Annotated in this window: 14 protein-coding genes; 11 read left to right on the plus strand and 3 right to left on the minus strand. The window is 70.7% G+C overall.

Annotated elements, in window-relative coordinates; all coding sequences use genetic code 11:
- Positions 1 to 224: 224 nt before the first annotated feature.
- The 3 genes from ACIOMQ_RS34890 to ACIOMQ_RS34900 form a co-directional block, all read right to left on the minus strand.
- Positions 225 to 1,352 carry a hypothetical protein gene (locus tag ACIOMQ_RS34890; RefSeq protein ID WP_362207773.1) on the minus strand — a complete coding sequence of 376 codons (1,128 nt, stop codon included), beginning with the start codon at positions 1,350 to 1,352 and terminating at the stop codon, positions 225 to 227.
- 82 nt (positions 1,353 to 1,434) lie between these two features.
- Positions 1,435 to 2,055 carry a GNAT family N-acetyltransferase gene (locus tag ACIOMQ_RS34895; protein ID WP_362207770.1) on the minus strand — a complete coding sequence of 207 codons (621 nt, stop codon included), beginning with the start codon at positions 2,053 to 2,055 and terminating at the stop codon, positions 1,435 to 1,437.
- A 31-nt stretch (positions 2,056 to 2,086) separates the two neighbouring features.
- The gene (locus ACIOMQ_RS34900) at positions 2,087 to 3,460 is read right to left on the minus strand and encodes a hypothetical protein (RefSeq protein ID WP_402191814.1); all 1,374 of its coding nucleotides are present in this window, start codon (positions 3,458 to 3,460) and stop codon (positions 2,087 to 2,089) included.
- A 295-nt stretch (positions 3,461 to 3,755) separates the two neighbouring features.
- On the opposite strand from ACIOMQ_RS34900, the gene ACIOMQ_RS34905 reads away from it, so the two are divergent.
- The 11 genes from ACIOMQ_RS34905 to ACIOMQ_RS34955 all read left to right on the plus strand — a co-directional run bounded on the left by ACIOMQ_RS34905 (position 3,756) and on the right by ACIOMQ_RS34955 (position 13,633).
- Positions 3,756 to 5,069, plus strand: coding sequence for an ATP-binding protein (locus ACIOMQ_RS34905; protein ID WP_351072947.1), 1,314 nt, complete (start codon positions 3,756 to 3,758; stop codon positions 5,067 to 5,069).
- Between the two features lie 3 nt (positions 5,070 to 5,072).
- Positions 5,073 to 5,738 carry a thymidylate kinase gene (locus tag ACIOMQ_RS34910; RefSeq protein ID WP_351072946.1) on the plus strand — a complete coding sequence of 222 codons (666 nt, stop codon included), beginning with the start codon at positions 5,073 to 5,075 and terminating at the stop codon, positions 5,736 to 5,738.
- Positions 5,735 to 6,610, plus strand: a complete 876-nt coding sequence (locus ACIOMQ_RS34915) for an isocitrate lyase/phosphoenolpyruvate mutase family protein (RefSeq protein ID WP_351072944.1) — start codon at positions 5,735 to 5,737, stop codon at positions 6,608 to 6,610. The genes ACIOMQ_RS34910 and ACIOMQ_RS34915 overlap by 4 nt, the downstream gene beginning before the upstream one ends.
- 104 nt (positions 6,611 to 6,714) lie before the next feature.
- Positions 6,715 to 7,185 (plus strand): NUDIX domain-containing protein, encoded by a 471-nt coding sequence (locus ACIOMQ_RS34920; RefSeq protein ID WP_351072942.1) that lies wholly within the window; start codon positions 6,715 to 6,717, stop codon positions 7,183 to 7,185.
- Positions 7,186 to 7,187: 2 nt separating this feature from the next.
- The gene (locus tag ACIOMQ_RS34925) at positions 7,188 to 7,871 is read left to right on the plus strand and encodes a TylF/MycF/NovP-related O-methyltransferase (RefSeq protein WP_362207797.1); all 684 of its coding nucleotides are present in this window, start codon (positions 7,188 to 7,190) and stop codon (positions 7,869 to 7,871) included.
- A gap of 5 nt (positions 7,872 to 7,876) precedes the next feature.
- Entirely contained in the window at positions 7,877 to 8,806 is a 930-nt protein-coding gene (locus tag ACIOMQ_RS34930) for an NAD(P)-dependent oxidoreductase (RefSeq protein WP_362207759.1), read from the plus strand.
- Complete coding sequence (locus ACIOMQ_RS34935) at positions 8,803 to 9,726, plus strand: hypothetical protein (protein ID WP_362207757.1); 924 nt, start codon at positions 8,803 to 8,805, stop codon at positions 9,724 to 9,726. Before ACIOMQ_RS34930 ends, ACIOMQ_RS34935 begins: the two co-directional genes overlap by 4 nt.
- A 32-nt stretch (positions 9,727 to 9,758) precedes the next feature.
- The gene (locus ACIOMQ_RS34940) at positions 9,759 to 11,639 is read left to right on the plus strand and encodes a radical SAM/SPASM domain-containing protein (protein WP_362207754.1); all 1,881 of its coding nucleotides are present in this window, start codon (positions 9,759 to 9,761) and stop codon (positions 11,637 to 11,639) included.
- Entirely contained in the window at positions 11,636 to 12,349 is a 714-nt protein-coding gene (locus ACIOMQ_RS34945; protein WP_351072937.1) for a 2OG-Fe(II) oxygenase, read from the plus strand. The genes ACIOMQ_RS34940 and ACIOMQ_RS34945 overlap by 4 nt, the downstream gene beginning before the upstream one ends.
- 85 nt (positions 12,350 to 12,434) lie before the next feature.
- A complete protein-coding gene (locus tag ACIOMQ_RS34950) occupies positions 12,435 to 12,605 on the plus strand; it encodes a hypothetical protein (protein WP_362207750.1) in 171 nt (56 codons plus the stop codon).
- A gap of 95 nt (positions 12,606 to 12,700) precedes the next feature.
- The gene (locus tag ACIOMQ_RS34955; protein ID WP_351072934.1) at positions 12,701 to 13,633 is read left to right on the plus strand and encodes an aKG-HExxH-type peptide beta-hydroxylase; all 933 of its coding nucleotides are present in this window, start codon (positions 12,701 to 12,703) and stop codon (positions 13,631 to 13,633) included.
- The last annotated feature ends 192 nt before the right edge of the window (positions 13,634 to 13,825 follow it).

Here is a 13,825-nt window from a genome sequence, read left to right on the forward strand (position 1 = left end):
TTGAAAGGTGCGGGGTGCATGGGCCCTTGTGCCGCAAGAGGCGCTCCATGAGTGGGTGTTGGCCGAAACGCCGTCGGTCGCAATGCGCAGGGTCGCGGTCCGGGGACGGGATCAGAGGGCGTGAGCCTTCGGTCTGCTCTGCGCATGGCTGACCGGTCCGTGGCGCGAGGGGGCGCCACGCCCTACGAGGTTGGTCGGTTCAGTTCAGGAGGGTGGTCAGTTCGTCATGCCTCCCGGACACGGAAAGCCGTCGCCGGGAAACGGCGTCCGTTGACCTGGAGGGCGATCGAATACGCACCCGGCGTGAGCTCCACAGTGGCGGTAGAACGCAGCACATGGTCCTTGGCGAGTGGCAGTTTCTCGCCCGGCTTGCCGGTGCTGCGCAGAAGGAAGTACACCTTCTCGCGCGGCTTGCCGGTCCGCGTCGTCGAAGAGATCACGAACATCACGTGCACCGGGACGGGCGCGGTGGTGGTGAGAGTGGCGGAGAAGCTGAGCGTGCCGCCGTCGACGAGCTCGGTGCGCTCCAGGACGAGAGGCGTCAGCTCGACCGGCGCGTCGGGCGCGTGGCCGAGGAAGGCGTGGGCACCCGCCCAGCCCTTCTTCAGCCTGCTCCGAAGGGCCTGCCGGGCGATGAACGCGAAGTGTTTGTCGGGAACGAGACCAGAGTCCTTCCAGCGCTGTAGGGTGGCCAGCACCAGATCCGGCTGCGTCACGGACAGGTCGTGCAGATGGTTGGCGACCGACGTGCGGACGTAGGCGCTGGAGTCGCCGTAGAGCTGCTCGAGGATGGGCAGCGCCACGTCGTCAGGCAGGGAGATGCGCCGAGCGCAGGGCAGCCGAGGGCGGGTGGCCTCACTCGCGAGCCGACGGGTCCGGTGGTCCTGGTCTCGGGCCCAGGCGTCGACGGCCTTCATCGTCTCGTCGGGGAAGTCGTTGAGGAAGTCCCGCACGGCGACCTCTGCCGAGAAGTACCGGGTGAAGCGAGCGAGGGCTTCGAGGGCCTGGTCCAGGTACTCGCCGGTGCGCAGGTAGCGGGCGACGTAGTCGGAATGCGGCGAGTAGATATGCAGGCCGAAATCGTTCGTCACGCCGGCCGCTTCGGGGGTGGGCGGTAGCGAGCGCAGCAGCACATCAAGGGCCTCAGGGCCGGTGACTGGAAGGTGAGTGTGCAGGGCCTGGCTGGTGCGGGCGATCCGGTCTTTCAGCTCCAGTCGGGGCAGGTCGGACATTACCTCCCGCACGAAGCCGTCAGCGTCGAACTCGGGGCATGTGCTTTGTACTTCGTGGCCGATGCGGGCGATGCGGTCGGGGCTGAGCGCGGTCTCTTTCAGGGGAACCTTCACGGTCATGGGCAAACCCTAGGGGCGGGTACAGGGGCGGCCCTCGCGCTCTCGCCGCGGGTCATCCGGCGGTGTGACGCGAGGCCGCCGACTATCGGACGGCGGCGCGGTACAGCAGGCGGGCGTGTTGGGAGCTGTCGCAGGGAGAGGCGGTGTGGAGGGGGCGAAGAAGCATCGCGTCGTAGACGGGTGACTCGGGCGCGTGCTTGATGCGGCCCATGATCTGGTAGCCCCAGCGCAGGTACGCGCCGTGCGCGGGTTCGTTGTCGATGACGCAGGTGAGGGTGGTCCATGGCTGCCCTTGGCGGCCGGAGATCACGGCGTCGTGGAGTCGGCGGCCGATGCCGTGGTTGGTGTGGGCGGGGCGGACCATGAGTTCACGCAGCCAGAAGACTTCCCCGGCTGCGGCGGCCGACTGTGCCTCGGCTGGGCGGCCATCGCCGAGAGAGGCCCACCAGGGCTTGTCGGCGGGCAGGGTCACGCCGTGGACGTAGCCGACCAGGTTGCCGTCGAGGCGTGCGGTGACGATCTCGAAGCCCTGCATGGGGAAGGCGGCGTGGAGCCGGTCGGCGTAGGAGTCGACGGAGAAGAACGGGTCGCCCGCGTAAGGGGGCACGTCGTAGATCTCCGCGTACGCGTCGATGAGTTCATCGGCGATCGCCTTGGCCGCGTCTCCGTCGTAGTGCTGCAGATTGAGGGCGATGTCCGCCACGGTGGAGGTTTCCCTTCTTCGGTTGGCCTGGTCAGGCGGTGTATTCGGTGAGCCGCTCGGCCATTTCGCGGGCCGGGGCGTGGGCCCGGTGCAGGGCCAGCCCGTTGCGTACGAGGGTGAGCTGCTTCCTGTTGCGGGTGGAGGTCATGCCGCCGTCGATCAGGCGCAGGGACTCGGAGACGGCGTGGACACTGTGGTCGAGGTCGCGGCCCTGGAGGGCGGCGTAGGCGAGGCGGGCCAGGCACATGCCGCGGTTGCGGGAGTGCTCGATGTCCTGGAGACGGGCGGAGTGGTCCAGGAGCTTTACGGACTGCCGGTGCTGGCCGAGGTCGATGCGGCACATGCCTTCCAGGCAGGTGAGTTCGGCCTCGTTGAGGAAGGTGGTCCAGTCCGGGTCGCGCTGGCTGGTGCCGCGCTCGAAGTGGTTCCACGCGCGTTTGATGGCGTTGCCGGCGGAGATCTCGTCGCCGAGCCGGGCGTGGCCCTGGGCTTCGCGGATGGCGAGCAGGGCACCGACACGTGGCGGGGCGGACCACTCGGTGGCGTGGGCCTGGGCGATGCGGGAGAAGCGGATGGCTTCGCGGGCCTTGCCGAGGTCGACCGACTGGCGGGCCATGTTGGACAGGGTGCGGGTGGCAAGCGCGTCGTCTCCGCTGAGCATGGCGGTGTTGAGGGCCTCGGAGAAGTAGACGCGGGCTTCGGTCTGCCGGTCGGCGTCGTAGCAGAACCAGCCGAGCGAGGTGGTGAGCTGACCGGCGATGCCGTGGAGTTCCTGGCCGATGGGATCGGTGTAGCTGCCCTGGTCGATCAGGTGGTGCAGCCACATGAGCTGGTTGCGAGCGCCCCGCCACAGGCGGTCGCCGCCGAATCTCTGGTCGATGGCATCGAGGTCATGTGCGGCGGTGCGCAGCAGGTCGATGTCGTCGTTGCCGACGCGCAGTTCGCTTTCGCCCGGCTCGGCTGCGGCGGTGGGCGAAAGCCAGGGCAGTCCGGCGCCTGCGGCGGTCACCCCGAGCGCGGCGGCGCCGGTGGTGAGGGCTTTACGGCGGTTCACTGGATCGTGGATCTCGACTTCCGTGGGGGCGGCAGGAGGGGCCGGAGCGGGCTCGATGACGGTAACGGTGCCCGGAGAGTCGACTCCGGGTGGGGTGAAGCCCAGCTCGTGGATCGATCTGCCGTAGAAGCGTTCTAAGAGCTTGCGGTGGTCGGGGTGAGGCCACGGAGGAGTGGGGCTCTCCCAGCGGCGGTACTGCCGGGGGCTGACCGAGGTACGGCGGGTTAGTTCGCCCGCCTCGTACATCGTCGCCGCGAGGTCGGTGAGCGCGGTGGCGTTCTCCTCCTGGGTCAGGTGGACACGCTGCCGTTCACGCTTGAGGTGACGGTTACCACGTGATGCCTCGCTCATACGTCCCCCAGCGGGAGTCCTGACGTGTGCTCACCCACCGTAGTGTCCGACTGCATCTGACGAGTCCCACCGGCCTGGTCAAAAGGCCGGTGGCCTTTCAGAAGGCCGCTAAAGGGCCGCTTGAGGGCCGACTCCCGGACATCGGTGGGCCGTTGGATGACCTGGGCACCGGATCTGCTGGACGGTGTCATGGAAGGAGTCGGCCGACAATCTGTGCTCGCCGCCCGCTCGTACCCCCACGATGCGAAGGACCCCACATGCCCGCGTCCGTGATCTCCTGCCCGACGGTGCAGAGGTGAGCATCACCATGCACCGGCGACCCGAAGTGGCGGCCACGTGTCCCTCCGCGCAGCAGTTGGAGACTGCCCGCGACGTAACGCTGGACCGGAAACCGGAGATGACCGGGCGCGCCCGCAGTCTTTTGCGTCTGACGGCAACCGACTGGTCCCTGGGGGAAGCCGCCGCGGATGCGGCGGAACTCGTCGTCTCCGAGCTGTTCACGAACTCCGTGCAGCACACCACCGTTGACCGGATCCGCCTTCGTCTCCGGCGCCATTACTCGCTGCTTTACATCGAGGTCCTCGACCAGCACCCGTGCCGGCACCTGACGGCCGCCCGGCCCGCGCCGGATGCCGAGAACGGCCGCGGGCTGCTGCTCGTCGAGGCCCTCTGTCTGCGGTGGGGACGCCGAGCGGACCGGGACGGATCGCTGACCTGGGCCTGTCTGTCCGTGACCGAGGAGGCCCCGCCACAGCACGAGCGCGTCACCGGCCCTGAGCAGCCCCTATGGGCCGGTAGCCTGCCCCGGCCCGTTGCCCCGATCTACGCGCACCCATTACCCCTATCCCGCGAAGGAGACCTGGTGCCACCCTCCCCACCTCACGCCGCGCCCACTGTGTATGAGTCGTGGGAGGCGCTCGCCGACGGCCTGCACGTCCAGCGCCTCGCCCTGCACCTGCCGCAGCTCCGCGAACAGCTCAGCACCCCTGCGGCTCAAGGGGCCGCGGCCACCGAGACGTCTCCCGGCGCACTGACCGCGTGCCCCGCCCCGCTGACCGATCCGCACGCCCAGACCGTGGTCGAGCGCGCGGGCCTGGCTCACTGGGTGGGCCTGCCCGCCGCACACGGTACCCCCGACGCCCCGCCGAGCCCGTTGGCCGGCGCCGCCGACGAAGTCGGGGACCTGCTGCTCGACGACGTACGGGACGAAACACTCCGAGCGGCTGTGAACTCCGTCAGCGCCGCCTCGGCCTGGTGGGTCGGGGCCTTCGCCGCAATCCGCCACCTCGGCGTCCACCACACCCGCCTCACGCCCGTGAACGACACGATCAGCCTGGACACCTTGCGCGCGGCCACCCGCATCGTCGCACTCGGCACCGCCCAGCGGATCCTGGCCCACCAGCTGCGCCTCAACGGCGGCGCGGACGAGGCGGCTCGCCTCGCCTATTGCCGTGCGGTCACCGAGGGGATCGTCGCCGAGCCCACGCTGCCCGCGCTCCTCGACGAACTGGGCGAGCTGCGGCTGGCCGACCTGGTGGCCACGTCGATCCCGTGGCGCGGCCGGTTCACCAAGTACGCCGGCGGCACCGGCGCGGGGCAGGTGGAATAGCCCATGAACCGCTACCCCTTCATCGTCGTCGAGGGCCTGGACGGCACCGGTAAAACCACCCTGCGTAAAGGGATCTTCCGGCTCTTCGAGGGCCTGTACCGCGTCACCCCGCTCGCGGCGCTGACCACCAACTTCCTCGACTCCGGCGTCGCCCTGGACCTGGTTGAGGGCAAGTACCGGCCCACCGCCGACAACCAGTACCGCTACCTGGCCGCGCTCGCCGCAGACAAGCAGGCCACGGCCACGCGCCTGGTGGTGCCGTCGCTGCCGGTGCGGCCGGTCATCGCCGACAGGTGGCTGTTGTCCGAACTCGCCTTCTTCGCCGTCAAGCACGACCGCACCCCCAAGGAGACGTACCCGGTGCTGACCGAGCACCTCGGCGTCGTCCCCGACCTCACGCTCGTACTCGACATCACGCCCGAGGCCGCCATGGAGCGGGCTGCCGCCCGCGAGGGGGACGCCACCCGCCCGGACTGGGACGTCCTCGACGTCCAGGCCCGGGTGAGGGAGGTGTACCAGGCGGTCACCGACGCTCCCGCTGCCTTCCCCGGCCTGGGCCCGGTGGTCCGCATCAACGCCGCGCAGGACCGTGCCACGGTCTTGCACACCGCCTGGCAGGCCCTCGACCAGTACCGCCTGCTGCCTAACCTCCAAGGAGCAAATGCGTGAGCACCCACACGGATGCGGGCATAGTCCCGCTGGCCGGATGTCTCGCCCAAGCCGCCCGCGCCCGGCGCCCGCTGCGCGCCGTCGGGGCCGCGAGCGCCGTGGCCGCCCGGGTCGCCGTGGAGTCCGGGTTCGACGCCCTGTGGGTGTCGGGCCTGGAAGTCTCCACGGCCCTAGGCCTGCCGGACGAGAACGTCCTCGGCCCGCGGGACCTGGCCGACACCGTGCGCGCCCTGGCCCGCACCGCGCCCCTGCCGGTCATCGCCGATGTCGACAACGCCGGCGGGTCGATCGCGACCGCTCGCCGGTTCGCGGACGACCTGGCCCATGCAGGGGCCGCCGCCCTGTGCCTGGAGGACAGCGCCTATCCCAAGACCAACTCCTTCGCCCTGCACCGCAGCCAGAAACTCACCCAACCCGGCTTGATGCACGAGCAGTTGACTGCGATGCGCGCGGTCGTCGGGGACCGGGTGGTGCTCATCGCCCGCACCGAGGCGCTGATCTGCGGTGCGGACCTGTCCGAGGCACTTGAGCGGGCCCAGTCGTACGCGGCGGTCGGCGCGGACGCCGTCCTGATCCACTCTAAGGACCCCAGCGGCGAACAGGCTCTGGCCACGGCCGCCGCCTGGGCGGGCACAGTGCCGCTGGTGACGGTGCCCACTGCTTTCCCGCAACTGGGCCCCGACCGGCTCGGCGAAGCCGGATTCGCCCTGGCTATCTACGCCAACCAGCTCTCGCGTGCCGCGCTCGCCGCGATGCGCGAGGCCGCCGCGTCCTTCCACGCCACTGGCTCCTTCACGGCCGGCGGCACTCCGCTCAGCGACGTCACGGACCTCCTCCAGGTCGCCGACCCGGCCGCCCGCGCCTGCCTCTGACCGGCAGCTCCCGCACCACCCCGCTCTGCCCCAGCCCCGCACCATCACAATCCGCCGGGCGCCCAGCCCCGGCGGGCTCGACGAGGGAAGGGAAGCACCGCGCCATGACGCCTCTGCCCCGCATCAGCGTGTCGGTCAAGGCCGCGATCGTCCACCAGGGCCGCATCCTGCTGATGTCGTACAACGACGACTCCGGCTTCCACTACAACCTGCCCGGCGGCAAGGCCATCGCGGGGGAACCGCTGCGCGACGCGGTCGCCCGCAAGGTGAAGGAGGAGACCGGCCTGCGGGTGCGCGCCTCGCGACTGCTGTTCGTCGTGGAGTACGTCCCCGAGCAGTACGCCGACGAGTTCGGCACCGTCCACAAGACCCAGCACAACTTCCTTGCCGAACTCCTTGACGAGAGCACAGAGCCCCGCAAGTCCGACCCGCCCGACCCGATCCAGGTCGGCTTCGAGTGGGTACCACTGGACGAGTTCGGCGACAAGTACCTGCTGCCCCGGGTCAACCAGCAGCTCCTCGACGCGCTCGCCGGGGATCCGGCCGACCGCGACGTCCTCGTGGACCGGTGGTGACCATGCACAGCCGCCCCTCCACCACCGCCCTGGACCTGACCGAACTGCAGGACTGGCTCCTCGAGAACCACGGCGACACCGTCGACACCGACCGGCTGCCCGCCATCCGCACCGAACTCGAACACCTCGCCACCCGCGCGGTGCCGGGCACCATCGTCGAACTCGGCTGCTACCAGGGCGCCATGGCGCTGTGGATGCGCGCCGTGCTCGATGCCACCGGGCAGGGGCAGCGGCCCGTCCACGTCTATGACTCCTTTCAGGGGCTGCCCGAGCGCGGCGAGAGGGACCCGGACCTGTTCGAGGCCGGCTATCTGCGCGCCGAGCCGGAGCAGGTTCTGGCCCTGCACGACCGCTGGGGCCGCACCCCACCGGTGATCCACCCCGGCTGGTTCGCCGACACCCTCCCCTCCCAGCTCCCCGAACAGATCGCCTTCGCCTACCTGGACGGCGACTACTACGACTCCATCCACACCTGCCTGACCGCGTGCGTCCCGCGAATGGCTCCCGACGGCACGCTGATCGTCGACGACTACGCCGACCTTGAGGCCAACCCGAAGGCATGGAACGGGCTGCCCGGCGTCAAGGCGGCCTGCGAGGACTACTTCCACACCCCATCCCCGCTGCAGGTAATCACCGGTGCCGGCGACCTGGCCTTCGGCCGCTACACCGCCCCCTTAGGACGGTGAGCCGGATGCCCCTGATGGTGAGTGTCCACGGCGCGGCCAACATGACCCTGCTTCGCGAGCGCCTGCCCGGCTGCACGGTCCGCGAGGTCGCCGGCCTCGACGCGAGCGACGCCGCACTGGCGGGCCGAGCCGAAGTGTTGGTACTGCGCTCCGGGCAACAGCTCGACGCCGCTCGCCTTGAACAATGGCCGCGGCTGCGGCACGTCATCCGGGCCGGATCCGGCCTCGACGGCATCGACAGGGAAGCACTCACCGCCCGAGGCATCGACCTGCACCGCAACCCGCACCCGGCCGCCGGAGCGGTCGCCGAATGGGCACTGGCGGCCCTGCTGTCGCTCGCCCGCCGTATCCCGTACGGGCACGCCGCGCTCACGGCCGGACAGCACCGAAAACAGGAATGCCTTGGTCCACCCGTCTCGGCAATGCGACTGGCGATCTGGGGCGCGGGGCCGGTCGGACGCGCCTGCGGCGACCTGCTGGGCCCGTACGTCGCTGAGGTCGCCTACGCGGCCTGGCCCAGCCTCCCCGAGCACCTGCCCTCCAAACCGCCGGAGGCGCTGCCGGCCTGGGCGGACGCGCATGTGGTGGCCCTGCCCCTGACCCGCGACACCTGGCACACCGTCGGCCCGCGCTTCCTGTCCACGGCCCGCCCGCGCCGCCCGCTGCTGATCTGCGTCGGACGACTGGCCACCTTGGACCGGCGGGCCTGCCTGACCGCGCTCGTCCGCGGCCACCTCGGCGGGCTCGCCATCGACCCAGTCGAGGCGACCGATCTTCCCCTGTGGCCCGACGACCTGCCGCCCGAGCCGGTGAACCTGCTGGCCACCCCGCACATCGGCGCCCAGCGCCTCGACGTCCGTGCCCGCCTCGACGAGTGGGTCGCCCAGACCGCTGCCCGTGCCCTGAAGAGCACCGAAAGGAGTACGCCCCGATGACCTCCCTCACCACGCCGTGGCTCGATGAGCACCTTCAGGCTGCCGAACAGGCCGCCACCGACCTCGCCGGCGAACACCGCGGCGCGGATATCTGGCTGGTGGGCGCGCTCGCCGAACGCCTCGCCCACACACAGAGCGACGTCGACCTGCTCCTCGTTCACCCCGCCGGACCAGGGCCTACCCTGCCCTCCCGTCTGCTGCGCGGCATTCGGATCGACATCCGGGCGGTGACCGCCGACACCGTGAACAACTGGCGCACACTGCTCGACGACTTCACCGTGACCCGCGACGACGTGGAGACCTTCCGCCGGGTACGCGCCGCGCTGCCCGACCTCACCCTGCTGCGCACTGCGCGCCCGCTGACCGGCACGCCGGACGCCGTCCTCACACCCATCCAGCGGACCACATATCAGCAGTGGGCCCTGGCCGACCGGCTGGAGGCGGCGGCGAGCCTGGCCGAGGACCTGCTCGGACTGGCCCAGGCAGGCTTGTACCCGCACGCCGACCTCGTGTGGGACCAGCTCGCCCGCATCGTCGCCCAGGCCGAAACCGTCGCCGCCGGCGCCCCGCTGCTCGGCGAGAAGTGGCTGCCCAGCCTCCTCGCCCGCACCGACGAAACCGACGACCAACGGGCCGCCGTGCCCGTTGCGGTCCTGCCCGCGCCCCACTGGCCCAGCGCCGCCGCACACAGCCCCTGGTTCACACCCGTGCAACTTCGCCTGGCCGAAGCCCTCTTGACGCTCTGGCCGCTTGAGGGAACCGCGGACGAGGCGCTGCCGGAGGGGCTGAGCGGCTTCGGCTGGCTGCCGCAGCGCTATGGCGACGGCTGGTTCCTGCGCCGGGGCGATGCCCGCCTCCCGCTCTCCGACGGACAGATGCTCGCCTGGCAGCACTCTGCCGCCCAGCGCGTCCGCACCTGAACCCACCCGCCCCTGCGATCGGGGAGGTCCCGATGACCAGCACCCTCACCACCCCCACCACAACCGTCGGCGCCGAGGTGTGGCGGCCCCTGGAGGACACCGACCACACCGCCGCCGTCTCCGTCGTCCTGAAACTCCGCGGCGAGACCTGCGACATCGACTGCCTGTACTGCTTCGAGAAACGCAAACTCGCCCCCGGAGGCGCCCAGATCACCCCCGAACACATACGCCGCCTCGGCGCGATCTTCGGCGAGCGGCCCCTGGCCATCGAACTGCACGGCGGCGACCCCTTGACCATCGGCAAACCCGCCATGGCCGACCTCCTCGACGAACTCGCCGCCCAGCACACCGTGCACCAGGTCCACCTGCAGACCAACGGCGTACGGCTGGACGCCGAGTGGCTTGACCTGTTCGACGCCCACTACCCGAGCCTGCACATCGGCATCTCCATGGACGGCGATGAACAGGGCAACTCCTGGCGCGTCGGCTACGACGCCCAGCCCATCTACCCGCACATCGTCAACGCCCTGAACCTGCTCGCCGAACGCGAACGCACCTGCGGCATCGTCACCGTGGTCACCCCCGCCGTCCTCGGCCGCGCCCGCGAGGTCATCGACCACATCGCCGCCTTCTCCGCGGTGCGCGCCCTCCACCTTCTGCCGGCCTTCGACACCAGCGTCACCCGCCCGCTCAAGGCGACCGGACGGCGCACGAGCCCCAGCCGCCGCCTCCAGGCCCAGGCCGTCGGCACCGACGGGCCGGCGTGGGCGATCACCCCCGCGCAGTACGCCGAGTTCGTCCTCGACGCGGCTGCCCGCTGGATCGCCGCCGGCTACTTCCACCGGATCAAACTCGATCCGGCCGTCGCCACGATCCGCCGCCTCAAGGGCCTGGGCACCGCCCACTGCCACTTCGCCGCGCACAAGTGTTCCCACGTCTTCACCGCCTACCCCGACGGCCGCTTCGGTTCCTGCGACGAACTGCCCTGGCCCCAGGCCCTGCTCATGCCGCTCGCCACCGCCCGTGGCGAGGCGGACATCACCGCCGCCCAGCACACCAACCCGCTGCTCGCCGCCGGCCGCCAGCTGATGACCAAGTGCTCCTCGTGCCCGTACCGGACGGTCTGCGGCGGCGGATGCACCGCGACCCGCTGGCGCATGCACCAGGCCACCGGCAGCGACGACGCGTACTGCGACCACCGAGCCCGCCTCATCGACGGCATGGCCCACCTGCTCGCCGCCCCCGACCACCCCGCCGGCGCCCACTGCCGCCGGGCCCACTGGCGGCCCACCGTCCCGAACACCATGGCCGACATCGACGCCTTCCTCGCCCGCTGGGACGACCCGGCCGCGCCCCGCTCCCCGGCCCGGCTGCACGTCAGCGACCACGGCAACATCAACGCCGTCGGCCTGCCCGGCATGCACGAAGCCGACGATCTCGACCCGCACCACCCCCGTTGGCGCGAGGGCATCGAGGACCGGGTGTGGCCCCTGGTCGACACGATCACCCGCAGCTGGCATGCCGTCACCTACGACTCCTGCCAAGGCCACCCCCACACCGGCACCGGCTCGGACCCCTCCGTCTTCCGCGTCGGCGTGCTGCCCCGCAACCGCGCCGAGTACGCCGCGCTCGCCGCCCGGCTGTGCCACGTGGTCGCCGCCGCCGACGGCTACCTGCCCGCAGCCGTCACCGCGCAGCTCACGCGCACCGACCTGACCAGCAACAAGAGCGGGCGTCGGCACCCTGTCCTCAACCTCTCCCTCACCCCAGCCCCCGGCTCCGGCTGGCCCGACTACTTCACCGGCCTCGACCAGGCCGTCCGCACCCTGGCCCACGTCGCCCGCCACACCGATCCCGTCACCGGATGCGCCTGCGCGCTCCGCCCGTCCCACACCAGCTGGGAGGCACGATGATCCATATAGCGGAGACGCTCACCGTCTCCAGCATCGAGAACTTCCTCACCCCCGACGAGGTCGCCACCCTCACCATGGTGATGGATGACGTCCTCGGCGACGACGGCATCCGCCGCTTCGACACCGAGCGCGCCACCACGCTCCACTCCATCCCCGGCCACACCAACGAGCAGGCCATGGCCGTGTACGAGCCCGTCGGACGCCTCGAAATCCACCCCCCGCCCGAGGCTGCCACCAAGATCCTTGACCAAGCCGTCGAGCGGGCCCTTCCTGCCTTGCGGCGTGTGCTGCCCGCGCTGACCGCATGCCGCGAGTGGATGTACGTAGAGTACGGACCCGGACAGCACATCACCCCGCACGTCGACGGCATTGCTCCGCACCCCAGCGACCGGACCCGCCAGCTCGCCGGCATCAGCGTCATCCTCCAACCCGCCGAGGACGGCGGAGAGTTTTTCGTCGAGACCACCTCACACCCCGCCCTGTGGAGCGATCACACGCCCAGCGACGGCTACCACCCGGCGATGGCGTTCGCCCACGACGGCGCCGACCACTCCGCCGACTGGTTCCGCGCCATGCCGCGCACCCGCTGGAACGTCGCGCCCGGCCCCGGCACCGCGCTGCTGTACGGCTCGCAGCTCACCCACGGCACCGAGCCGGTCCGTACCGGTCGCGAACGCAAGTTCATCAGCTGGCTGATCAGCGAGACCTGACGAGTCAGCCATGATCCCGCCCATCCGAGGCCCGCCCCGCACACGCGGCTCATCCCGACCAGCCCTTGACCCTACTGGAGGAGAAATGACGACAACCGACACGTGCGGCGAGTTCCTTGCCGCAGTGGCGAAGCTGCGCGACGACGGGACCGTGCGCCTCACCGCGCACACCTCCAGCGTCTCCGCGGACGCCTGGACCGCCCCAGACCCCGACGCACAGGTGACCCCGGCTACGCCGACGGACAGCGCCAGCTGACCCGGCCTGCCGAACAACGCACCCCCGCACAGACCCGGTGCCGGCGCCCCTTGGGCCCGGCGCCGGGGCTGCCGAAGCCAAGGAGTCTCTCCGAGATGAGCGACATCGCCGCAGCCCTGCACCTGGACACGATCCTCGCCCACCGACGCGAGCGGACCACCGCAGCCCTAACGCTCCTCCACCCCGGCCACACCCCGACCCCGAGTAACGACGAGGCGCTGCCCCTGGCTTACGCCCTCGCCCACCACCGGCTCGAAGGCGCCGAAACCGCGGCCCGCGGCCGAGACACGACGGTCCTGGACTGGTACCGGAACACTGCCGAACGCGCCTTCTCGCGCCTGATCCACCCCTCCCGCCTCGGCCCACGCATCGTGATCGCCCCGCAGCAGGACGAGATGATCCACGGCCTGCACTCCGAGACCCCGTACTACGTCCTCAGCGCCGACACGACCCTCGCCTCCGAACCGCTCACCACGCTGGTCGACGACGCGTTCGCCCACATCACCGATGCCGGCCTCGACGGCCTCGTCCATGAGCACGCCGCAGTGATCTGCCTGACCGGCCGACGCCGCCCCGACCAGATCCTTCGCAGCTTCGCCATCACCCGGCTCCCGGCGACGGTCTTCACCGACCACACCGGCGACGCGGCGATCCTGGGCCGCGACCTCGTGCACGAAGCCGCCCACAATTGGCTCAACGACGCCCTCGCCACACTCCAGGTCACCATCCCCGAGGACGATACGTACTTCTCCCCGTGGCGCGGGACCGAACGGCCCGCGTTCGGGTTCCTCCACGCCTGCTTTGCCTTCCCCCTCACCCTGATCTACGCCGCCCGCGCCCTCCCCGCAGCCTCCGGGCCCGGCCACACCGTGCTCGCCGACCACGCGCGCCGACAGCACACGCACCTGGCCCGCGCCCAGGACGACTTCGCCCGCGCCTTGAAGCTGGTCACCAACGACAGCCTGCGGGAGCGGCTTGAAACTGTCTTTCACCGTGCCCGCTCGTTGCCGTCGGAGACGATCGCGTGACCTACGCGCCACAGCCGTTCCCCTGCCCCCTGCGCTCCATCGTGATGGGGCGCAGGAGCTCCGTTTCTGGCCTCGGCCCGGCCCGACTGTCAGTGCCGCGCAACCATGGACTCCATGACGACGGAAGCCCGACCCTGCTGCGTCAGGCGTTCGCTGGGTACGGCCGCATCGACAAGACCATGCGTCTGCCTC

This window comes from Streptomyces sp. NPDC087845, assembly GCF_044742755.1.
Taxonomy (GTDB): Bacteria; Actinomycetota; Actinomycetes; order Streptomycetales; family Streptomycetaceae; genus Streptomyces.